Genomic DNA, 21,770 nt, shown 5'->3' on the forward strand with positions numbered 1-21,770 from the left:
GAACACCCGCGGCACACCGCTCTGCAGCCCGAAAGGACGGACACGATGACCGCCGCAGGACACGAGATACGCGACTACCCGTTCGGCCCGGTGGACCGGCTCGACCTGGACCCCGCACTGTTCGAGGTCTGCGGCGAACACCCCGTGCTCCGGGTGCGCCTGCCCTTCGGCGGCGACGGCTGGCTCGTCACCCGGTACGCCGACGTCAGAACCGTCCTGTCGGACCCCCGCTTCAGCCGCTCGGCCGCCGCCGGCGACCATGTGCCCCGTACGGTGGCCGTCGCCCCGCCCCCGACCTCCATCATGGGCATGGACCCGCCGGACCACACCCGGCTGCGACGCCGGGTGATGCGCGCGTTCACCGTGCGCAGCATCGACGCGCTCCGCCCGCGGATCGCGGAGATCGTCAACGACCTGGTCGACACCATGACGGAAGGGGACGGCCCCGCGGACCTGGCGGCGGTCCTCACCTGGCCGCTGCCGATCACGGTGATCTGCGAGATGCTCGGCGTGCCGCGCGCCGACCAGGACCGGTTCACCGAGTGGGTGGACGGCCTGCTGATCCTCGACGACCCCGAGCAGTCCGCACACGCCCGCCGACAGCTCGGGGACTACCTCGCGGCCCTGATCGCGCGGCGCCGCGCCGAGCCCACCGACGACCTCCTGGGCGAGCTGGCCGCCGACAGCGGGAAGGACCCGCTCAGCGAGGAGGAGCTGGTCGGACTCGGCGTCAGCCTGCTGTCCGCCGGCCAGGAGGCCACGGCCAACCAGATCGGCAACTTCGTCTACACCCTGCTGACCCGGCCCGCCCTCTGGCGGGAACTCGTCGCCGATCCCTCGATCGTCCCCCGAGCGGTCGAGGAACTCTCCCGGTTCATCCCGATCAGCGCCACCGCCGGCTTCACCCGCGTCGCCACCGAGGACCTCGAACTGGGCGGACAGCTCATCCGCGCCGGGGACGCGGTGGTGGCCGAACTGGGAATGGCCAACCACGACTCCGAGGTGTTCGACCGGCCCGAGGAGATCGACTTCCACCGCGAACAGATCCCGCACGTCACCTTCGGGTACGGCATCCACCACTGCCTCGGCGCACAACTGGCCAGGGTCGAACTGCGCGTCGTCCTCGAAACCCTCGTCACCCGCCTGCCCGGCCTGCGCCTCGCCGTCCCCGCCGACCAGCTCGCTTGGCGGACCGAACGCCTCATCCGCGGCGTGGCCGCGCTGCCGGTCAGCTGGTGACGTCCGCACCTCCCCAGGGCTGACCGCCGGGCCGACGCGCGCACGAGCGGCCCGCCCACCCCGTACCGACCCCACCACGGAACCGCCACCGGAGGATCCATCATGGCCGAACCGCTGGACGCCGCCGCCGTGCCGGCGCACGATCCGGGCCAGGGGCTCGCCGAGGCCCTGGCCTCCGTCGAACCGGGCCGGGCGCTCGCCGAGGTCATGGCGTCCGTCCTGGAGAGCCACGGGGATCGGCCCGCCCTCGGCGAACGCGCCCGGGACCCGGAGACCGGGCGTCTCCTCCCGCACTTCGACACCATCAGCTACCGCGAACTGTGGTCCCGGGTCCGTGCGCTGGCCGGCCGGTGGCACCACGACCCGGCGTACCCCCTGGGCCCCGGCGACCGGATCTGCACCCTCGGCTTCACCAGCACCGACTACGCGACGCTCGACCTGGCGTGCATCCACCTGGGGGCCGTGCCCGTGCCCCTGCAGTCCAACGCCGCGCTGCCCCGGCTGGCGCCGATCGTCGAGGAGTCCGGGCCGACGGTGCTGGCCGCGAGCGTCGACCGGCTGGACACCGCCGTCGACGTCGTCCTCGCGTCGAGAACGATCCGCCGCCTCCTCGTCTTCGACGACGGCCCCGGGACCACCCGCCCGAGCGGGGCACTGGCGGCCGCCCGCGAACGCCTGGCCGGCAGCCCGGTCACCGTCGACACCCTGGCCGAACTCATCGACCGGGGCAGAGACCTGCCGCCCCCGCCCCTGTACACCCCGGACCCGGGGGAGGACCCGCTCGCCCTGCTCATCTACACCTCCGGCAGCACCGGCGCGCCCAAGGGCGCCATGTACACCCAACGGCTCCTGGGCACCGCGTGGTACGGGTTCAGCTACGGGGCGGCCGACACTCCCGCGATCAGCGTCCTCTACCTGCCGCAGAGCCATCTCGCGGGCCGCTACGCGGTGATGGGCTCGCTCGTGAAGGGGGGCACCGGCTACTTCACCGCCGCCGACGACCTGTCCACCCTGTTCGAGGACATCGCCCTGGTCCGCCCCACGGAGCTGACCATGGTCCCGCGCCTGTGCGACATGCTCCTCCAGCACTACCGGAGCGAGCTGGAGCGCCGGTCCGACGAGCCGGGCGACATCGAAGCGGCGGTCAGGAAGGCGGTGCGGGAGGACTTCCTGGGAGGGCGCGTCGCCAAGGCGTTCGTCGGCACCGCCCCGCTCTCCGCCGAACTCACGGCGTTCGTCGAGTCCGTCCTCGGCTTCCACCTCTACACCGGCTACGGCTCCACCGAAGCCGGTGGAGTGCTGCTGGACACGGTGGTGCAGCGCCCCCCGGTCACCGACTACAAGCTGGTGGACGTCCCCGAACTGGGCTACTACGCGACCGACCTGCCTCATCCGCGCGGCGAACTGCTGCTGAAGTCGCACACGCTCATCCCCGGCTACTACCGGCGCCCCGACCTCACCGCCACGATCTTCGACGCGGACGGCTACTACCGCACCGGTGACGTCTTCGCCGAGACCGGACCCGACCGGCTTGTCTACGTCGACCGCACGAAGGACACCCTGAAGCTCTCCCAGGGCGAGTTCGTGGCCGTGTCCCGCCTGGAGACCGTCCTCCTCGACAGCCCTCTGGTCCAGCACCTCTACCTGTACGGCAACAGCGAGCGCGCCTACCTGCTCGCGGTGGTGGTGCCCACCCCGGCCGCGCTGGCCGGGTCCGGCGGGGACACCGAAGCGCTCAGGCCGCTGCTCATGGAATCCCTCCGGAGCGTCGCCAGGAGGGCCGGGCTCAACGCGTACGAGATCCCGCGCGGCATCCTCGTCGAGCCGGAGCCCTTCAGCGCCGGGAACGGCCTCTTCACCGAGAGCCACAAACTGCTGCGCCCCCGGCTCAAGGAGCGCTACGGGCCCGTTCTGGAGCTGCTGTACGACCAACTGGCCGACGGACAGGACCGCCGGCTGCGCGAGTTGCGGCGTACCGGTGCGGACCGGCCGGTGCCGGAGACGGTCGTCCGGGCCGCCCAGGCCCTGCTGGGATGCCTGAGCTCCGACCTCCGGCCCGGCGCGCACTTCACCGACCTCGGCGGGGACTCCCTCTCCGCCGTGTCGTTCTCCGAGCTGTTGAAGGAGATCTTCCACGTTGACGTCCCGGTCGGTGTGATCATCGGCCCGGCCGCTGACCTGGCGGAGGTGGCGCGGTACATCACGGCGGCCCGCCGGCCGACCGGGATACGGCGGCCCACGTTCGCCTCCGTGCACGGGGAGCACCTCACCGAAGTCCGCGCCGGGGACCTCGTCCCGGAGAAATTCCTCGACGCGCCCACGCTCGCCGCCGCTCCGGGGCTGCCCCGCCCCGACGGAGACGTCCGGACGGTCCTGCTGACCGGGGCCACCGGCTACCTCGGCCGGTTCCTCTGCCTGGAGTGGCTGGAACGGCTGGCGCCCTCGGGCGGACGGCTGATCTGCCTCGTCCGCGGCAGCGACGCGACCGTCGCGACGAGGCGGCTGGAGGCAGCCTTCGACAGCGGCGACGCCGCCCTGCTCCGGCGCTACCGGAAGGCGGCCGCGAAGACCCTGGAGGTGGTCGCGGGAGACATCGGCGAACCGCTGCTGGGCCTGGCGGAGGACACCTGGCGGGAACTGGCCGGCACCGTGGACCTGATCGTGCACCCGGCCGCGCTGGTCAACCACCTGCTGCCGTACGGCGAACTGTTCGGCCCCAACGTCGTCGGCACCGCCGAAGTGATCCGGCTGGCGCTCACCGCGCGGCTGAAGCCCGTCAACCACGTCTCGACCGTCGCCGTCTGCCTCGGAACCCCCGCCGAGACGGCCGACGAGAACGCCGACATCCGCGCCACCGTCCCGGTACGGACCATCGGCCAGGGGTACGCCGACGGATACGCGACCAGCAAATGGGCCGGGGAGGTCCTCCTGCGTGAGGCGCACGAGCGCTACGGCCTGCCGGTCGCAGTCTTCCGGTCCGACATGGTCCTGGCGCACCGCACCTACGCCGGACAGGTCAACGTGCCCGACGTCCTCACCCGGCTGCTGCTCAGCCTGGTCAACACCGGCATCGCACCCGGCTCGTTCTACCGCACGGACACCCGCGCCCACTACGACGGCCTGCCGGTCGACTTCACCGCGGAGGCCGTCGTCGCGCTCGGCGCACGGGTCACGGAGGGCCACCGGACCTTCAACGTGCTGAACCCGCACGACGACGGCGTCTGCCTGGACACCTTCGTCGACTGGCTCATCGAGGCCGGCCACCCGATCCGGCGGATCGACGACCACGGCGCCTGGCTGACCCGCTTCACCGCGGCGCTCCGCGCGCTGCCGGAGAAGCACCGGCAGCACTCCCTGCTCCCGCTGATCGGCGCCTGGGCGGAACCCGACGAAGGAGCCCCGGGGCCGCTGCTCCCCGCCGAACGCTTCCACGCCGCCGTACGGGCGGCGGGGGTCGGCCCCGAGCGGGACATTCCCCGGGTGTCGCCGGACCTCATCCGCAAGTACGTCACCGACCTGCGCGCACTCGGGCTCCTCGTCGACCCCTGACCGGGCCGCGACCCTGCCGCGTCCTCGTCACCACATCAGGAAGGACAACCGCCATGGCGCACGACATCGACGACCGGGTGAACCTGTTTCTGCGGAGTCTGGAGGCGTTCGACTTCACCGTCGCCCGGGCGATGTGCACCGAGGCCGCCACGGTGCGGCAGAATGACGGCCGGGGCGAACTGCCGATCGGGGAGAGCCTGGACCGGCTGCGGTCCTTCACCGCCGACGTCGACTTGCTGCGCTACGACGTGATCCGACGGTTCCGCAACCCCGACGAGGTGCTCCAGCAGCACGTGCTCCACCTGACCGGGGCCGACGGGTCCCGCACCGATGTCCACGCCGCGGTCTACTTCCGGTTCCAGGACAGTCTCATCGACCGGATCGAGGAGTACGTCTACGCCGAACCGGCTCTGACGGGGGCCCGGCCGGACGACCCGGCGTAGTCGTCCGCACCGGCCGTGGAGATATCGGGAGTAGCCTCGTAGCCCGACCCGCGCCTGGCAGAGGATCGCGTACCCACACCATCGAGTGACCGGGTTCATCACGTGCTGCCCAGGGCCGAGGATGGTCGTTCACGCTGACCATCGCCGGCTTCCCGTCCGTGGGCGCGAATCCGGTCAACGCGCCCACGACTCATGCGACATGCCTCGGTGAGGTTCGCGGCACGACGAGGGCGGACCGCGCGAGAGCACGGTCCGCCGGGGTGGGTCGTTGCGCTGGGCCTCGGGCGCCCGGTCGGCCGTCAGCCGAGGACCCGGTGGCAACAGCTACAGGACTGTCGCCCCGTAAGCGCTCAGCGCCTCGGTGACGGGCTGGTAGAACGTCGTGCCGCCGGTCCGGCAGTTGCCACTGCCGCCGGAGGTGAGACCCAGAGCGGTGCTGCCTGCGAAGAGCGCGCCACCACTGTCGCCGGGCTCGGCACAGACGTTGGTCTGGATCATGCCGTACACGATCCCGCTGGAACCGTAGTTGACCGTGGCGTTGAGGCCGGTGACCGTGCCGCTCCGCAGCCCGGTCGTGCTGCCGCTGCGCTGGACGGACTGGCCCACGGAGGCGTTGCCCGCCGTCGTGATGTCCTGGTAGGAGCCGTTGTACAGGTAGACCCGGCCGTCGGCCGCCGCCGGGTTCGAGTGGCGGATGATGCCGTAGTCGTTGTTCGGGAAGCTGGTTCCGGTGCGCGTACCGATGGACCAGCTGGCGCTGATGTTGGTGCAGTGGCCGGCGGTGAGCGCGTGCGCGACGCCGTTGACCGACACGTTGAAGCCGAGAGAACAGCGGCTGCCACCGGTGGTGATGGCCTCGCCGCCGGCGATCAGCGGGGTGAACTTGCCTTCGGCGCGCTTGACCGTCAGCTCCGCCTTGGAGTTCGCCAGAGCATTGCCGATCTCGGCCAGTTCGGCCTTCGATACGGTGCTGTCAGCGGTGAGCACGATCGTGCCCGTGCTCGCCTCCGTGTACCAGGCGGTGCCCGCCACATCGGCGGCGAGGACGGCGGAGCTGGCGTCGGCGAGCTGCGAAACGGTCGCCTTGGACTCCGCCTCAGGAGCGGCGACGGCAGAGGGGGCGGCCAGGGCCACGGCGGCCACCAGGCCGGACGCCACGGCGAGGAGCCGTGCGTGTCGTGACGTGCTGCTGATCGGCGAGAAGCGCTTGAAGGTCACGAGATCCTCCGAGGTATGGGGGACAGCCTTGTTCGGGTGAGGTGGGGCTGTTGGTGCGCGAGGCCCCCACCCAGTGGGGTCTGGGCGTGAACCTGTCAAGCTGCACATGGGAATCGTTGACGGCGGCGGCTCCTGACGCAAGGCCGGATTCACGCCCGCGAGCCCGGAATGAGATGGAGGCCGACGAGGGGGCGGTGGGCCTTATCCATCTCGCGCAAGTGCCCCCAAAGGGGAATTTGGGCCATATGTGAAGGAATTCGTCGGACGGGCGTCGCTTTCGGATGCGGTACGAGGCCGCGGCGAGTTTCGAGCCGTGCCGAATTTGTCATTTCTTTACATTCTATTACTTTCAGTTACGCTATGGTTGCTTCGGATTCATTCCCCGCGGGGAGTCTCGCGGATGGCGTGCGTGAACCATCAAGGCGCATTGGCTACCAGCTTCCTTGGCAAAGTTATCGGGGAGATATGGTGATGAATTGCGCATTTGCTGCACCCTTTGAGTGGCTGAATGCTTGCCTCCGCCTGGGAGGAACTGGCACGCCGGTCCAAATACGTCCGGAGGCGCCCTCTTGTGGACCGGTCCGGCGTGTGCAGCCGGTCCCCGCTGACGGCCGTTCAGGCGTGCGCGGCATTGATCGGCGAGCTTGTCGAATCCGGTCGAGGACGTGCGGAACTACTTGAGGCTGGCGAAGCATCGTTCGACCCTTTGCGGTCGCGGTACGGACGTGAATCGCCCGACAGGCAGGCGCACCCGCCGAGCCCGTCCGCGACCGCGGACGGCGACCCCGTCGGGACGGGGCGACGCGACGGTGGTCGGTAGTGGCCGCGCCGGACAATCGCAGTGAGGGCGAAGCGCCGGGCCGAGGTTCCGGCGCCGGTGTGAGGGAGGGGTGAGGTGTTCCGTTCGAGAGAGAAGCGCAGGGCGTCTCTCGACGATCTGTCAACGGGAATCCACGCGTGGTCCTGATGTTCGACGTGGAGATCGCCGGCGGCATCTCGTTCCGCGGTATCGCAGACGAGGACCTCACGATCGTCGAGCTCACCCGACTCGCCCCGGGGCAGACGTTGCCCGTGAGCCGACCTGACCCGAAGCCGTCGGGAGTTCGAGGTGAGCTCACGTAGCCCGGCCGTCGTGGTCATGCTGCCACGAGGTGACCAGACTGCCGCCGTTGGGTGCCGGTCCCGAAGATGGCGGCCTGCATACGGGCGCTCGTTCATACACGCCCCGGCAGGCCCGCTGCAGGTTCCGCGAAGTTGCGGATACTTCGGCGTAATAACACGCAATGGTGACGATCGGTGATAGTGGGCATCACCCGAATGGCGGAGTCGGAAACGGCCGCCCGGTTCTACGCTGGTCGGTCGTGGTGGTGGGGGGTCGGTACTCGCCGACAGGACGGAACACCCACCTTCCTTCTTCGCAGAGGAAAGGACCGTCATGAGCTCTCTTGCAGTGCACATACGCGACGCCGGCCCGCTCGACGTGGCCGTGGAGGAAGAAGAGATCCCGTTCGAGGACCAGGCCGACCCCGGCCGCGGTGTCGAGGCGTGTCTGCCCGAGCCGTTCCCGACCGCGACGACCCGCGTTGGCTGCGACTAGGCGGGGACAGCGCACGTCGCCCGTGCCCGCCCTCGCCGGGGCGGGCACGGGCGACGTGCGCACGGCCTCGTCACACGGTGCTGTCGAGCCCGGCGGCAACCGCGGCGTCGGACAGCGGATCGAGATGTTGCTCGCCGACCGCGAGCGGCGACTCGTCATGGACGGTCAGTGGCTCTGCCTGTTCGCCCCGCGCCCTCTCGGGGATGAGATCCCGGGCCACGGCTGGAAGCTGCACATCTCCGCCCGCCCGAACGACCTGCCGTCACTTGTGGATCTGGTCGTTCCCGTGCTGCTGCGTTACCTCTGCGACGCCAAGTTCGCCCGTGATACCGAAGTGCTGGGTGCCATGAACAGCGGTGATCGGGACCCCGCGCTCGTCGGGAAGGCGATCACCGTCTATCCGCGCGTGGAGGATGTGACGGTACTCGGCACTGAACTGGCCGACCTGCTGTCCGGGCGGCCCGGCCCCCGCGTACTCAGTGACCGGCGGATCCGGCCCGACGCTCCCGTCTATTACCGCTACGGTCCGTTCCGGGCCACAGGTGTCGACGATGCCGCGCTTGCCATGACCGGCCCCGACGGATCGCGTTTTCCCGGGCGCGCTGGTACCCGCTACCGTCAGCCACCGTGGGCCGCCGACCCGTTCCGTCCTGCCGCCCCGCCCCCCGGCGGCCCCGCCCGTCTGATCGGCGGGCGGTACCGGCTCACCACGGGCATCACCCGTTCCGCGCACGGCGACGTCTACCGCGCGGTGGACATCGCAACCCGCGAGCATCTGATCGTCAAACAGGCCAGAGCCCACGCCGGTGAGGACACGAACGGTGTCGATGCCCGCGGCCGCCTGCGCCACGAGCACGCAGTCCTGGCGGCCCTGGCCGGCGTCGACGGCGTCCCCGAGGTCCGCGAACAGCTCCGGCACGGTGACGACGAGTACCTGGTCACCACCGACTGCGGTCCCCGCGACCTGCGCCGCGACGTACTGGCCCACGGCCCTTTCCCATCAGGTGCCGCCATGCTGTCTGCGGGCTCAGAACCCGCCGACAGGATCGCGACCGGCCGCGGAATCAACGCGCTGGCACGCCGTCTGCTGGGCATACTCGACAGCGTGCATGCCCGAGGCGTCTTGGTCGGCGATCTCAAACCCTCCAACGTCGTGCTCGGCGACAACGGTGCCGCGCACCTCGTGGACTTCGGCGTCAGCGCACTGCACGGCGACCGGCCCACCGGTGCGACCCCGGGCTACTCGATGCCGGTGTACCGCACAGACATGCCAGCCGAACCGGCCGACGACCTGTACGCGCTCGGAGCGACCCTGCACTTCGCTCTGACCGGCATGGATCCGGTAGTCGTCGACTGTGATGACGACGTCAACCGCGACCGCACCTTCACCTGTCTGGCTGCCGCACTCCCGGGCGCCGGGCACCGGCCGGTACGCGAACTGGTCGCCGGGCTCATGCACCCCGACGCGGCACAGCGCGCAGCCTGCGTGCAACGGTGGCGTGCGGAGGCACATCCCTTGGCCCCTGAGCGCAGGATTCCACGCCCGAGGGTGACTCCAGGCATGCTGGACGACCTGATCGCACACACCGTGGCGACCTGTGTGAGCGCCGTGGCCGAACTCCCCACAGGATCAGCCCGAGACGGGCAGCAAGGCTTCGGAGTGACGCTCTACGACGGAGCGGCAGGCGTGGGCCTGGAACTCCTGCACCACACGCAGCAGCCAGGCGTGCCCCAGGCGGTGGTGGACCTCGCCCACCGGACCGCGCACCACCCCACGCTGGCGACATTGACTGCCGCGCTCCACATCGGCCGTACCGGAGTCGACCTCTTCCTCGACTCCGCCACCATGCTGAACGACGCACCGGCACCTGCCACTCCGCAGAGCGTGCTCCCCTACGACGACACCGGTGATCAGATCAGTGGCGCGGCCGGTGCCGGGACCGGACTGCTGACGTTGGCCCAGCGCGCCCGGACGGCAGGTCGCGAAGAAGAGGCACGCGCGCGATTGGCCGCAGCGGAAGAGTGCGTCCGAGGACTGCTGGCCGCGCGGGCCGGGAGGGCGCGCGCCGAACCGCAGAGTTCGGCGGCGGACTCCGAAGCGGCGTTCACGTTGGGTTTTGCCCACGGCCGCGCGGGTGTCATCCACTTCCTGCACGCCTACCACCGCTTCACCGGCGATCCGGCCGCCGGTGCGGCCGCACGCCAGGATCTGGCCGAACTGATCTCGCACACCCCGAGGTTGCTGGCGCTGGCTGCCCGTCCCCAAGCCCACCGGCGCTATGGATCCTGGTGCCGCGGGCTCGCAGGTATCGGCACCCTGCTGATCGAGACGGGCAGGCATGAGGGGGACCTGCCCACAACGGATCTGGGCGTACGGTGCGCCTGGGCATGCCGTGATCTCGCACCCCGGATGAGCCCTGTCTCCCAGTGCTGCGGACTGTCCGGTGTCGGTGAGCTACTCATCGACGCTGCGGCCGTCACTGGCGATGAACGGTTGCACCGAGCCGCCGAGGACGTGGCAGGGCTGATCCTGGCCCGCAGTGGTGGCACCATGCGGAAGCCGCTGTTTCCCGACAACACCCTTGCGGCATCAGGACCGGGCTGGGCGACCGGAAGCGCGGGCGTCCTCTCTTTCCTGCGTCGTCTGCGCGATCGGGGCGGCCCGCGGCTGTGGACCGACACGTCGGCGGAAGCGCCTTCCCGGCCCGGCATCGGTCCGGTCGGCCGGCACGTCCTGGAAAGCACCCCCGCAGCACGCCACCGCACCTAGACCCGGCGCGAGGCGGGCCGTGGGCGGGTACGCCATGGAGAGCCGTGACGCGGGCGGTAGCCCCCGGCTCGCACCGACAGGGACACCGGCGGTAGACCCGCCCGTGCGGCAGTACGATGCATAGCCCTGACCGGCAGTCAAGGTCACCCGGGGCCCGGAGCTACGCTCCCTTCATACCGGTGCCGGTACGAGGGCGTGGCGGACGGGACCGCTCCCAGGAATACGTCTGCCGGGTCGCGATGCGCACCGACCTGGCCGCCAAAGCTGGGGACCAACTTTCACGCAGCGAGGCCAACCAGATCGAGGCAGGGAAGGCCCGCATGCGGCGCGAGCGAAAGACGGCAGCACCCGAAGAACGCGCGCAGCCCGGCGGCCGCCGCCGATGAGGTGGTGCACGGCCTGGTCGTGCAGTCGGCCGACCGGCGGCAGTCGATCGGCGAGCTGGGCCGCGCGCTCACCACGGCAACTGAAGCCCGGCCGCTACCCGGTTGGCCCACCGACGCCGGCCGCACCGAGAAGCTCGGGTGGTGCCAGGCCCGCACCACGCTGCTAGAGGCGGTCGTACGCCACCACCTCGCTCACCTGCTCGCCGCCATTGTCGAGCTCGGCGGTGAGCTGGAGCTCCCAGATACTCGTAGGGGGCGGTTCAGGCGCGCGGTCGTCCCGGAAGGCTGAGCGGTCAGCGTCGGCCGCCGCCGATGCGGCGGTCGTCGGCCAGTCCGGTAAGCGGGCCGAACTCGCAGGCAAGCTGGTTCCACGTCAGAACCTCGCCACAGCGGGCCGGGAACTCCTTCGGGTCGAACTCGGGCATGGTCCAGGTGCCGGTGCCCCGGTCCCGCAGCCACAGGTCCCCGTCACCGTCGACCACGGTCGGCGGGACCGGTACGGGCTCGGCCTGATCGGTGGGCTCCCAGGTGACCCGGCCAGGGTGGGAAACGCGGCGCAGCTCGGTCGTGGCCAGCCGCGCGGCCAAGTCACGGGTGGACTCTTCGGCCTCCTTGACCGACGCGAGTCGGAACGCGTCGTCAAGTACGGGCAGGGCTGGATTCTTGCTGCGCTTTGAACTCATACGCTGACTACCTCCGGTAGGGGGCGTCACATCCGTTATGGCACCCCGCAGAGGAACACGGTATCCGAGGCGGGAGCCGGGCCGGCTACGACCACTGTCCAGGTGGAGGCACTGGCACTCCGGGCGGCGGGGCTGGGTTCTCTCGTCAACTGTCACGCCCGGATCAGGAGTGATGCGAGGATGACGGCCGTTTCGTAGGACTGGGCGGCCTTGTCGTAGCGGTAGCGATGCCGCGCCACTGTTTCAGGCGGTTGGAGCAGCGTTCCACGACGTTGCGGTGCTTGCAGACCTCTCGGTCGAAGGCGGGCGACTGTCGGAGGCCAGGTGGATCTTGCTGGTCAGACCACCGCTGGACCGGCCGAGGGTCGGGTCGCGGAGCCCCCTTTTCGGGCCCTCACCGCATGCTGGTGGGCCCGGCCGATCGTGGAATCGACGGACACCAGCCACTCGATCGGAGGGAGCGAGGCTGCGTGCATGTGAAACTTCCGTGTGGGCTCTGTTGCCTGTTCCGGCTGGTCGGTGGTGACAGTCGCTTTGATGGCAGTTTGCGAAGGAAAGTTGGTTTGTTACCGGTGGACAGACCCAGCGCGGTCGAGCGTTCTCTGCGCGAGGCCGCGCCTCATGAGATCTTCGATGTGATCCGTTCCCTGATCGAGGGCCGCCACGGCGCCCTGGCGGTTGATCTTTTGTTGGTCGACTACGCCATGACGAGGTTGCAGCCCGTTGGGGTCCTGCCGTACACCCGCCCTCCGGTGCCGGTGTACGACAGTGCCCCTGGCCGTGCGTTCGGTTCCCAGGAAGTGCACTGCGTCCACGACCCCTCGGCATCAACGGCGGCGGTCTACCTGCCGGTCAGCGTCCGCGGTGATCGGCTCGGCATCCTCGGCGTCACCCTTCGGGTGGGCCAGGATCAGGAACTTGACGCAGCGGTGCTGGAGGATCTGCAAGAGTGCGCCGATGCGCTGGCGCACGAGGTGGTGGTCGCGGAGAGGGACACCGACCTCTTTTTGCAGGCCCGTAGGGCGGAACGTCTGACGTTGGCGGCCGAGATGCAGTGGCAGCTGCTGCCTGGGCGCTCATGTTCCCGCCCTGAGTACAGCCTGGGAGCCCAGCTGGAGCCCGCCTACGCTATTTTCGGCGACTGCTTCGACTGGTCGGCTTCTGCCGATGATCTGTACGTGACTGTCAGCAACGGCATGGGTGAGGGCATCGACGCCGCACTGCTGACCAACCTCTGCATCAATGCGCTGCGCAATGCTCGCCGAGCCGGCCTGAGCCTGAGTGACCAGGCGTTTCTGGCCGATCAGGCGGTGTACGGGCAACACGGGGGAGAGCGGTACCTTTCGACGCTGCTGTTCCGTTTCCACCTTCCGACCGGGGAGGTGGAGATCATCGATGCCGGGTCGCCCCGGGTGTGGCGGGTGCGTGAGGGGGTCGTCGAGCCGATCGAGCTGGAGGCGCAGATGCCTCTGGGGATGTTCGAGGACACCGTCTACGTTCCGCAGCACTTCCGGGTCGAACCCGGTGACCGTCTGCTGTTCATCAGCGACGGCGTCTACGATGCCCTGTCCCCGGGCGGTGAGAAGTACAGTCTTCGCGCACTGGCGTCGTCGATCAGCAGTACGCGTTTGCTGCCCGCCCCGCAGGTGCCGAGGGTGATGTTGCAGGAGTTGCTGGGGCACCGCGGCTCCGGTCCGGCGGTCGACGACTCCCTCGTGATGTGCCTGGACTGGCACGGCCGTTCTTCGATCCGCGACCGCTAGCCCTGCAGAACCGGGGTATGTGGTTCTCACGTGAAGAAACTGCAACCTTCTCCGCGCGGGGCCCGGGCAGAGGGGGTGGCAGGTTGTCAGGCAGCGACAGCATGAGTGATGGTTGCCTTCAGGCAATCGTCTAGTTGATGAGGTGAGGGGTCCGCCCAGCGGATCCTCAATATTTGGCTTCCACTCAAGCGCGAACCGTCGCGGACACGCGGCCGGACTCCCTGTGGGGCAGGGCCCCGTATCCGGTGCTGGTCGCTGACCTCCGGGGTGTGGTGGTGCGGTGCAACGACGCTGCCGGCCTCATTCTGCCCGCCGCGGCCCCGGGGGCATCCCTGACCGATGTGGCTCCGGCGTGGCTCTGTGCCGCCCACACCAGGATCGGCTCTCCCGGCCCCCATGCGGTCCCGGCGGACACCGAAGAGGCACTGCGCGGCACCATCGCCGGGCGCCGTTTCGAGGCGCACCCCACAGCACTGGGTGACGGCTCGGTGGCGTGGTGGCTGGTGGATGACACCGACCACCAGCTCGCCCGGGAAGCCCTGCTCATGGAGCGGGAGCGGACCGCGTTTCTCGCGAAGGCGTCCAACGTTCTGCTCTCCTCCCTCAACCTGGGGCGCTGCATGGATGTGACCGCGCAGTTGGCGGCCGAGAGTCTCGCGGACGTGGCGCTGGCCATCGCGCCCAGCCGCAGCAGCCGGCTCCCGGTGGTGACCTGTCTGCGCGGCGGTACGCCTGTCCTGGCGGACATGAGCGTGGACCCCGACGATGTGCCGGGCCTGGGGGAGGCTCTGCGCGGGTTTCCGCCGGTGCCCTCCCGCTGGATCGACCCGGCAGCAGCCCCCGCGTGGCTGGTGCCCGAAGGATTCGGGCCGGTCGGCTCGATCGTGATCACCCCGCTGCCCGGGCATGGCGTCCCGGCCGGGGCCCTGGTCCTGCTGAGGAAAGCGCAGACGGCCTCGTTCAGCTCCGAGGAGGAAGTCTTCGCCCGCCTGTTCGCCGCCCGGGCCGGCGCGGCGATGTCCGCCGCCCGCCTCTACGCGGAGCAGACCGCGATCACCGATGTCCTGATGCGCGAACTCATGCCCCCGGCCCTCCACCAGATCTCCGGAGTGGATTTCGCCGGCGGCTACCGGCCCTCCGCGGACCACGAGCGCATCGGCGGAGACTTCTACGACGTCCACCCAGCCACCGTCGAGGGCGAAGCGTCCCTGGTCTCGCTCGGGGACGTGTGCGGCAAGGGCCTGGAAGCCGCCGTTCTGACGGGCAAGATCCGAAACACCCTGCACGCCCTGCTCCCGCTGGCCGACGACCACTCACGGATGCTCGGCCTGCTGAACACCGCGCTCCTGAACTCCCACCACGCCCGGTTCGTGACCCTGGTCCTGGCCTCCGCCCGGCGCCGAGGCAACCAGGTGGACCTCGCGCTGACCAGCGCCGGCCACCCCAGTCCGTTGATCATCCGCGCGGACGGCACCGTCCACGAAGCCGACACCCGCGGCACCCTCATCGGCGCTCTCCCCGCCATCACCGCCGTCACCATCACCGAATCCCTGGCTCCCGGGGAGTCCTGCGTCCTGTACACCGACGGCATCACCGAGGCCAAGGGCGGTCCTATGGGCGATGACCTGTTCGGCGACGAGCGCCTCAAGCGCGCGCTCGCGGGCTGCGTGGGAATGCCGGCCGAGGGCATCGTCGAACACGTGCAGATGCTGGCCGCCCAGTGGCTGGGCAACCGCCGTCACGACGACATGGCCGTCGTCGTGATCTCCGCACCCCGCACCCACCACCTGAGCGCGGTGAACGGACACACCCGGGGCAGGTTCACCGCATGAGAACCAGTGCATCGCCCCGCCTCCCTCGGAGCGCGCCCCTGGACCAGCTCGCGGAGCAGCTGTGGGAGGCGGTCTCGTCCGCGGACGAGTACACCGCCACCGAGCTCGTGCTGCGCATGCTCGACGACGGCGCCGACCCGGAGGCGGTCCTGCTGGATGTGGTCGCCAAGGTGCAGAGCCGCGTCGGCGAGGAATGGGCGGCCAACCGGATCAGCGTCGCCCAGGAGCACGCGGCCACCGCCATCAACGAACGGGCCGTCGCAGCGGTCAGCGTGCACCCCGCCGCCCGCACCGCTGCCACCCGGGGCCGGATCACCGTGGCCTGTGTGGACGGTGAATGGCACGGACTGCCCGCGCGCCTGCTGGCCGAAGTTCTGAAGCTGCGGGGCTGGCGGGTGGACTACCTCGGCGCTCAGGTCCCCACCCCGCACCTGATCACCCACCTCCACAACACCCGGGCCGACGCGGTCGCGCTCTCCAGCTCGATCGCCACCCGGCTGCCCACCGCGCACGCCGCGATCACCGCCTGCCAGGCCATCGGCGTCCCCGTCCTCGTCGGCGGCGCGGCCTTCGGACCTCAGGGCCGCTACGCGAAACTGCTGGGCGCCGAGGCGTGGGCACCCGACGCCCGCGCCGCCGCCGACCACCTCGCCCAAGGGCCACTGCCCAGGCCACAGGCCGACCACCAGCAATTCGACGACCTGCCCCATCTGAGCGACCAGGAGTACACCATGGTCGCCCGCAACAGCACCTCCCTCGTGCGCCACGTCTTCACCGCACTGGAGGACGCCTGTCCCGCGATGCGCTCCTACAGCGACCTCCAGCGCGAGCGCACCGCGGAAGACCTCAAGCACATCGTGGACTTCCTCGCCACCGCCCTCTACCTCGACGACGAGGAACTCTTCACGTGGTTCATCACCTGGACCGCGCAGATTCTCCAAGCGCGAGGCGTCCCCGAAATGAGTGTGCCGCCGGCGCTGGTCCTTCTGGCCCGCGAGTTGGGTGACTTCCCCCGCGCCGCCCGCATCCTCCACGCCGCAACCCGCACCCTCGTCACCGACCCCACCACCACCGCCGCCGGGAACGCCGTATGACCACACACCCTCACCAGCTGCGCGTTACCACGCTCGAGACCCAGGACAGCGTCCGAGTAGAGGTCCACGGAGACCTCGACTACGACAACGCCGACCTCCTCGTCCACGAGGTCACTGCCCAGCTCACCGCCCGGCCGGGCCTGACCGACCTGCATCTGCACTGCGCTGAAATCGGAGCAGTCGACTCCATGGGCCTGTGCGCCTTGCTGATGATCAGCCGTCACACCGCCGCAGCAGGGGTGCGGCTGCACCTGGACGAGCGGTCCGCGAAACTCGACCGGCTCCTGGATCTCACCGGTACCCTTGACCACCTCACGGCCCCGCCCCCGACCGGAACCGTGAGGTCCTCAATGACGGGGGAGAGTACCACGGCTATCCGCCCTACCGAGCCGGACGGCCTCACCTGAGCCACTTCCCGGCTGTTCTCCGGGCAGAAGCACACACCGACGGGCAATCATGAGCGCATCAGATGCAGCCCCCAGCAGAATCCGGCAGGAGGCCACCCACTCGGCGAGCTCCATCATCGAACTCCTCGACGTCATGTGGGACCACGCCAGAAACGCCACCAAGGGCATGACGGCACCCGGCTCCACATCCCAGCTCCGCTTGATGTATGTCGTCGACCGCGAAGACGGCATCCGGATGCGCACCGTGTGCCAACGCCTCGCCTCCGCAGCTCCGACCGTGACCCGCATGTGCGACCGCCTGCAAGCCATCGGCTTCCTCGAACGCCTACCGAGCCCGGACAACGGCCGCGAGATCACCCTCCAGCTCACGCCCACCGGCAAGGAGCACCTGCAGCGCATTCGGGAACAACGCGACTCCATGCTCCATCAGGCCATCGGCAACATGCCAGCGGCTGAACGCCGTGCCCTGGCCCTGGGACTCGCGGGAATGCAGAAACAGCTCGACACCACCCACGGCGACGCACAGGCACCTGGCAGCCACACCGCAGCCTGAGCAACAGGAGCCACACCAGCGGCGACGAGCGCACACATCAATGAATACTGCTGTTCAGCGACGTTGAGCGCGTGGTGCCCCCAGCCCTGACCGGAAGCCGTCGAGCTGTGTTTTCCCCTACGTCGACGGGGCGCGCCGAGCGTGGCGACGTGGGCGAGGTCGCCGCCCCCACAGCCGCGAGGACGGTCATGGGTGTCGGCTGCGGGTCGGACCAGCTCGACGGAGACGAGCGAGTTGTCGTACGCGTGGAACGTCTCGCGCGGCCGCTGCTCGCGGTGCACGGTCGTGGGGGTGATGCCGAGCGACACGGGTCGTTCGCGTCGGGTGGTCCGGGCGACGAGTGCTGGGAACAGGGGCCGGAGGGGCTGGCACCGGCGGAGCCCGGACGTGTGAGCCACCCACGGCACGGTCCAGGTCCAACGAGTCTGCGCGGATCTGACGTTTTCGACCAGCTGCCCGAAAGGTGCACCGCGGAGCACGACGGTGAGGTCGTTGCGTTCGACGAGCAAGGCCGGAGCGATTTCGTGGAGGGTCCACGGCGACCGCACGGCTTACGGCGCGTGACCCATCGGGCACCGGTCGCTCCCTCGCCCCGGGCGGGCACCCCTCGGTCTGGCATGCACCTGTACGGCGGGAAGCGTCCCTGTCACGCTGAAAAGTCGGAGGCAGGTCTCGCCCGGCAGCTCTGACTGCCGGAATGGATCGCAGGGGGACGGTAGATGCCGGGCTTTCTATCCGATGTGCCGACGTTCTGGGCCTTCGCGGCAGTATGGGTCGGCGCTGTCACGATGTTCATGGTGTTCTCGTTGGTCCGCCTCCGCTTGGTGCTCCGGCGCGACCGGCAGGCCATCGGCCGCTTCTTCGAGGCCGGTGGCGCGATGCCCGTTCTCGCCCTGTATCACCTTGGGGGAGAGCGGGCAGCGACGTACGCGGGGATGCAGCTGCTCGCGGCCGGGCCCCGCTCACGGGCGACCGCCCATGCGGAAGTGCAAGAACATCCCCTGCTGGCATCACTGCGGACGGCTGCCGATAGCGCCCGAGGGAGCGGCACTCTGGAGGAGGTGAGAGCGTCGTCCCGCTTTCCGGCCTTCCGCTCCGAGCTGCGGCGGGCAGCGCGGCGTGGACTTCCCGCTCACCGGACACGCGGCGTGCCCGGTGTAAGGGAGGGCTGGGCAGCGGTGTGCGGTCTGGTCGCCGTCCTAGCCCTCGGCGTGGGCTTCTACGGCCGCCAGGCCGGCGGGAGCGGGCTGTGGTTCATGATCGCCCTGGCGGTACATGTGCCGGTGGCGGTCTGGCTCTTCGTGGCGGACGGACGGAGAGAGCCGGATCAGTGGCCCGAGTTCACGGCGCTGTGCCAGCGTTGCGCCACCGAGGCGGGCGTTCGTGCTTCTGGACCGGAGCGGGCCGCCGGTACGGGCTCCACGGCCGCCTCCGGCTGGGCCGGCGACGGCGGCGTTGGCGCGTCCGGGTCATGCGGCGGAGGATGCGGCGGAGGGACTTGAGCCGGTCCACGCGCGGTCGGCGGCACGACCTGCTGAGGCTGGATGACCTCGACCGCGCGTACGACCACGACATCTACCGCGATCAGGTTCGGCAACGCTCCATCGTCCCGGCAATCGCCCGCCGCGGCAGCCTCCATGGCGCCGGACTGGGCAAATACCGCTGGGTCGTCGAACGCGGCTTCGTCCGGCTGCGGCTCGGCCTGATGGTGCCTGTACTGAGGAGCTCTGTTGGTTCCCCGGTGCCTGGTCCTCGTGGGTCGCCTGTTTTCCCGCGGTAGTGGTCGACGACTGTGCGCGCGTAGTGGAATTCGTGGTCGAAGGGGATGGGAGGTCCCGTGCGGTCTCCTGCGCTGAGCGTTCCGTCGATGGTGTCGGCCATCCTGGGTGATCTGTCCAGAAGTGGGCAGATCTTCTGGACGAGGTTCAGCTGGGGGCTCTGGGTCGAGGGGAGCGGGTTGAGTCGTGGCTGGGTGAAGCCCCCGCTCGTGAGGAAGCTCTGGTCGCATCTGAGGAGCGGCTCGGAGCGTGGTTCCCACCCGGCCTGAGGGGGCTCTTCCTCGCGAGCGATGGGTGGAGGCATCTGGACGACTGCGTGGAAGACGTCCATCCGTGCGGCCGCGTCGTGTGGATGCGGGACAGTGATGTCGGTACGCGCGTGATCGAAACCTACGACTCGATACCCGGCAACGAGGACGATGTTCAGCTGTTCCGCCGGCCCATCGAGATCGCGCGGGGAGAGGACTTCAGGCTGCTCGATCCGACTGGCGTCGGGCCGGACGGGGAGTGGGCCGCCTATGAGTTCGCACCGAAGTACGGCGACACGACGAAGTACCCCAGCTTCTCGGCGCTGTTTCACTCCGCGTACGCGGACATGGGGGAAGACCAGGACGAGGAGGACATGGACTGAGTTGGTTCGTGAGCTTTCACGCGCATATCGCCCACCATCGCGTGTACGGTGCCGTCGGCTGCTGTTGATTGGTGCATACCAAGTCCTCCATCGTTGCCCCTCAGGTCTGTTCCGCGCTGACCGCCGTCCGTCAGGGGCGGTCCATGCCTTCCCGCAGGTCGAGGGCCCACCTGGCCCTTGAAGGGTGAGTCTCCGACGATTTCCGCGGTAGGCCCGTGGTGGCTGGCCACGGGCGGGAGCGCTCGGTGGTGGCGAAGCTGAGGACGATGTCGCGGATCCGGGGGCGCTCTGCCTGTTCGGCGCTGCGGCCCGGCGGTTTCTGGCAGACGAGGACGTTCATCTCTGAGCCGTGGACGGCAGGTTCGCCCTCTGCGTGGCCGATAACCAGGTGGTGAGCGTTGCCGCCTGCGTGGCGTGGGCCAGGGCGGCAAGGGGCAGCCCGCCGCGACCGCTACCCGAACGGCTGGTTTCGCTGTCACGTGTTGTTTCGTCCGCGTCCTGCCCGCCTTCCTGCTGCCACCTCCGTGGCCGCCTTCGGAGCGGCAGCGGCCACTATGGGCGGGGCTTGGGCATACGCCCGCCCGCGCGAGGTGGCCGTTCTTGTCGTAGCGGGGGCGCACGACGCGGTTGCGCGGCATCAGGAGCTCGGACCCGGCGGGGTGTTCAGGCTTCGCGGGACCGGTAGCGTGCCGCTACGGCGGAGATCCACATCATCGAGGTGATCGCGCCGATCGCCAGTGTCAGGGTCCCTGCAGCGCCTCCGCTCATCGCCCAGCCGTTGCCGAGCAACAGTGCGGTCGCGGCGACGCGGGAGCCGATTGCCCGTCCCCGCTCTGCGGTGCGGGAGAAATGCCGGCCGAGCACGTAGTTGGCGGCGATCAGCGAGGTGAAGGTCAGCGTTCCGGCGGCCATGTGCGCATAGCTCGGCCAGGTGAGCTCGGTGGGCGTTCCCAGCGGGGTGCCTGTCGGGAAGCCGTCCGCCGGGTCCATCACGAAGGCTCCGGCCGCTATCAGGCCGATTCCGCTGAGCAGGGTCAGCCGGGGTGCCCATACCCCTCCTGGGGTGCCCCGCAGGACCCGGCGGAGTCCGATCGAGCCGATGACGGTCAGGACCCCGGTGAGCAGGAAGGTGCTGATCTGGATCCAGCCCAGCGGGCCGTTGCTGAGGATGCTCAGTGGATGGCGGAGGAGGCTGAACCCTTCCCGGGTCGCCGCCTGGGTGAGGGAGAGCACGGCCCAGAGGGGGGCTGCTGCGGCGGCGGATCCCAGAAGGGCCCGGGTGGAGATACGGGCGTTCACGGTGGTGGTGTGTGCGGCGGTGGTCATAGGGGCGGGTTCCTCGTCCGTTCGATGGGTGATCGCTTGTTCTGCCTTCACGTCGATGAAGGCGATGTGACAGGGAATTCCGCCGTTCCCTGTCACATAGGATCTTCGACGTAGGGGCAGGACAGCGATCACCCCCGAGCAGACGGAGATCCCATGCGCTACCTGATGACGACCAAGCCGACCGATGTCGCCCCCGACGAGAACCTGTTCGCCGCGATGGGCGCGTTCGTGGAGGAGCTGACCGCCTCCGGTGTCCTGCTGGCCACTGGCGGGCTCGCCCCGAACGGAGTGCGCCTGGTCTCTTCCGGCGACGAGATCACCGTCACCGACGGCCCCTTCGCCGAGGCCAAGGAAGCCGTGGCGGGGTTCGCGCTGATCGAGGTCCGCTCCGAGGAAGAAGCCGTCGAACTGGCCCGCCGCTTCCGCCGGATCGTCGGCGACGGCGAAAGCGTGATCCAGCAGGTCTTCGGCCCGTGACCACGCAGTCCCCGCCCGCGGAAA

At 69.7% G+C, this 21,770-nt stretch carries 16 protein-coding genes and 3 pseudogenes; 14 read left to right on the forward strand and 5 right to left on the reverse strand.

What is annotated here, in order from left to right; all coding sequences use genetic code 11:
* The first annotated feature begins 45 nt into the window (after positions 1-45).
* The 3 genes from IE272_RS23745 to IE272_RS23755 all read left to right on the forward strand — a co-directional run bounded on the left by IE272_RS23745 (position 46) and on the right by IE272_RS23755 (position 5,231).
* The gene (locus tag IE272_RS23745) at positions 46-1,239 is read left to right on the forward strand and encodes a cytochrome P450 (protein ID WP_050363206.1); all 1,194 of its coding nucleotides are present in this window, start codon (positions 46-48) and stop codon (positions 1,237-1,239) included.
* Positions 1,240-1,341: 102 nt separating this feature from the next.
* Complete coding sequence (car, locus tag IE272_RS23750; RefSeq protein WP_190007898.1) at positions 1,342-4,788, forward strand: carboxylic acid reductase; 3,447 nt, start codon at positions 1,342-1,344, stop codon at positions 4,786-4,788.
* 53 nt (positions 4,789-4,841) lie between these two features.
* Complete coding sequence (locus IE272_RS23755; RefSeq protein ID WP_098892118.1) at positions 4,842-5,231, forward strand: nuclear transport factor 2-like protein; 390 nt, start codon at positions 4,842-4,844, stop codon at positions 5,229-5,231.
* Positions 5,232-5,555: 324 nt separating this feature from the next.
* Here IE272_RS23755 and IE272_RS23760 read toward each other — a convergent pair whose 3' ends face one another.
* A complete protein-coding gene (locus IE272_RS23760; protein ID WP_190007900.1) occupies positions 5,556-6,449 on the reverse strand; it encodes a S1 family peptidase in 894 nt (297 codons plus the stop codon).
* Between the two features lie 1,435 nt (positions 6,450-7,884).
* On the opposite strand from IE272_RS23760, the gene IE272_RS23765 reads away from it, so the two are divergent.
* The 3 genes from IE272_RS23765 (at position 7,885) to IE272_RS38830 (ending at position 11,491) form a co-directional block, all read left to right on the forward strand.
* The gene (locus tag IE272_RS23765) at positions 7,885-8,046 is read left to right on the forward strand and encodes an SflA family class IV lanthipeptide (protein ID WP_190007902.1); all 162 of its coding nucleotides are present in this window, start codon (positions 7,885-7,887) and stop codon (positions 8,044-8,046) included.
* 22 nt (positions 8,047-8,068) lie between these two features.
* Positions 8,069-10,816, forward strand: coding sequence for a class IV lanthionine synthetase LanL (lanL, locus tag IE272_RS23770; RefSeq protein ID WP_190007904.1), 2,748 nt, complete (start codon positions 8,069-8,071; stop codon positions 10,814-10,816).
* A 390-nt stretch (positions 10,817-11,206) separates the two neighbouring features.
* Complete coding sequence (locus tag IE272_RS38830; RefSeq protein WP_229897558.1) at positions 11,207-11,491, forward strand: hypothetical protein; 285 nt, start codon at positions 11,207-11,209, stop codon at positions 11,489-11,491.
* A 4-nt stretch (positions 11,492-11,495) separates the two neighbouring features.
* Here the strand turns inward: IE272_RS38830 and IE272_RS23775 are convergent, their stop codons facing one another.
* The 3 genes and pseudogenes from IE272_RS23775 to IE272_RS39440 all read right to left on the reverse strand — a co-directional run.
* Complete coding sequence (locus tag IE272_RS23775) at positions 11,496-11,885, reverse strand: hypothetical protein (protein WP_056712070.1); 390 nt, start codon at positions 11,883-11,885, stop codon at positions 11,496-11,498.
* A 152-nt stretch (positions 11,886-12,037) separates the two neighbouring features.
* Positions 12,038-12,192: pseudogene (locus IE272_RS39435) on the reverse strand (IS5/IS1182 family transposase); the annotation flags it as partial.
* Positions 12,192-12,337 (reverse strand): annotated as a pseudogene (locus IE272_RS39440) (IS5/IS1182 family transposase); the annotation flags it as partial. The pseudogenes IE272_RS39440 and IE272_RS39435, both read right to left, overlap by 1 nt.
* Positions 12,338-12,457: 120 nt before the next feature.
* On the opposite strand from IE272_RS39440, the gene IE272_RS23780 reads away from it, so the two are divergent.
* From IE272_RS23780 to IE272_RS23810, 7 genes and pseudogenes are all read left to right on the forward strand, one after another.
* Positions 12,458-13,648, forward strand: a complete 1,191-nt coding sequence (locus IE272_RS23780; protein WP_050362915.1) for a PP2C family protein-serine/threonine phosphatase — start codon at positions 12,458-12,460, stop codon at positions 13,646-13,648.
* A gap of 245 nt (positions 13,649-13,893) precedes the next feature.
* Positions 13,894-15,480 (forward strand): PP2C family protein-serine/threonine phosphatase, encoded by a 1,587-nt coding sequence (locus IE272_RS23785; RefSeq protein WP_229897596.1) that lies wholly within the window; start codon positions 13,894-13,896, stop codon positions 15,478-15,480.
* Complete coding sequence (locus tag IE272_RS23790; RefSeq protein ID WP_190007906.1) at positions 15,477-16,574, forward strand: cobalamin B12-binding domain-containing protein; 1,098 nt, start codon at positions 15,477-15,479, stop codon at positions 16,572-16,574. Before IE272_RS23785 ends, IE272_RS23790 begins: the two co-directional genes overlap by 4 nt.
* Positions 16,571-16,981, forward strand: a complete 411-nt coding sequence (locus tag IE272_RS23795) for an STAS domain-containing protein (protein WP_050362917.1) — start codon at positions 16,571-16,573, stop codon at positions 16,979-16,981. Before IE272_RS23790 ends, IE272_RS23795 begins: the two co-directional genes overlap by 4 nt.
* A gap of 49 nt (positions 16,982-17,030) precedes the next feature.
* Positions 17,031-17,534, forward strand: coding sequence for a MarR family winged helix-turn-helix transcriptional regulator (locus IE272_RS23800; RefSeq protein WP_050362918.1), 504 nt, complete (start codon positions 17,031-17,033; stop codon positions 17,532-17,534).
* Between the two features lie 1,552 nt (positions 17,535-19,086).
* Positions 19,087-19,233 (forward strand): annotated as a pseudogene (locus tag IE272_RS23805) (IS5/IS1182 family transposase); the annotation flags it as partial.
* A 215-nt stretch (positions 19,234-19,448) separates the two neighbouring features.
* Complete coding sequence (locus IE272_RS23810; protein ID WP_190008061.1) at positions 19,449-19,943, forward strand: SMI1/KNR4 family protein; 495 nt, start codon at positions 19,449-19,451, stop codon at positions 19,941-19,943.
* A 663-nt stretch (positions 19,944-20,606) separates the two neighbouring features.
* On the opposite strand, the gene IE272_RS23815 is transcribed toward IE272_RS23810, so the two are convergent.
* Entirely contained in the window at positions 20,607-21,269 is a 663-nt protein-coding gene (locus tag IE272_RS23815; RefSeq protein ID WP_190007908.1) for a DUF998 domain-containing protein, read from the reverse strand.
* 153 nt (positions 21,270-21,422) lie between these two features.
* Between IE272_RS23815 and IE272_RS23820 the strand changes: the two genes are divergently transcribed.
* Positions 21,423-21,746, forward strand: coding sequence for a YciI family protein (locus IE272_RS23820; RefSeq protein WP_050362922.1), 324 nt, complete (start codon positions 21,423-21,425; stop codon positions 21,744-21,746).
* The last annotated feature ends 24 nt before the right edge of the window (positions 21,747-21,770 follow it).

It is taken from the genome of Streptomyces anulatus (assembly GCF_014650675.1).
In the GTDB taxonomy this organism is placed as follows: domain Bacteria; phylum Actinomycetota; class Actinomycetes; order Streptomycetales; family Streptomycetaceae; genus Streptomyces; species Streptomyces anulatus.

Coding starts and splice junctions, on each gene's coding strand:
- IE272_RS23745 (WP_050363206.1), top strand. CDS start 46: ATGACCGCCGCAGGACACGAGATACGCGACTACCCGTTCGGCCCGGTG.
- car (WP_190007898.1), top strand. CDS start 1,342: ATGGCCGAACCGCTGGACGCCGCCGCCGTGCCGGCGCACGATCCGGGC.
- IE272_RS23755 (WP_098892118.1), top strand. CDS start 4,842: ATGGCGCACGACATCGACGACCGGGTGAACCTGTTTCTGCGGAGTCTG.
- IE272_RS23765 (WP_190007902.1), top strand. CDS start 7,885: ATGAGCTCTCTTGCAGTGCACATACGCGACGCCGGCCCGCTCGACGTG.
- IE272_RS23775 (WP_056712070.1), bottom strand. CDS start 11,885: ATGAGTTCAAAGCGCAGCAAGAATCCAGCCCTGCCCGTACTTGACGAC.
- IE272_RS23790 (WP_190007906.1), top strand. CDS start 15,477: ATGAGAACCAGTGCATCGCCCCGCCTCCCTCGGAGCGCGCCCCTGGAC.
- IE272_RS23795 (WP_050362917.1), top strand. CDS start 16,571: ATGACCACACACCCTCACCAGCTGCGCGTTACCACGCTCGAGACCCAG.
- IE272_RS23800 (WP_050362918.1), top strand. CDS start 17,031: ATGAGCGCATCAGATGCAGCCCCCAGCAGAATCCGGCAGGAGGCCACC.
- IE272_RS23815 (WP_190007908.1), bottom strand. CDS start 21,269: ATGACCACCGCCGCACACACCACCACCGTGAACGCCCGTATCTCCACC.
- IE272_RS23820 (WP_050362922.1), top strand. CDS start 21,423: ATGCGCTACCTGATGACGACCAAGCCGACCGATGTCGCCCCCGACGAG.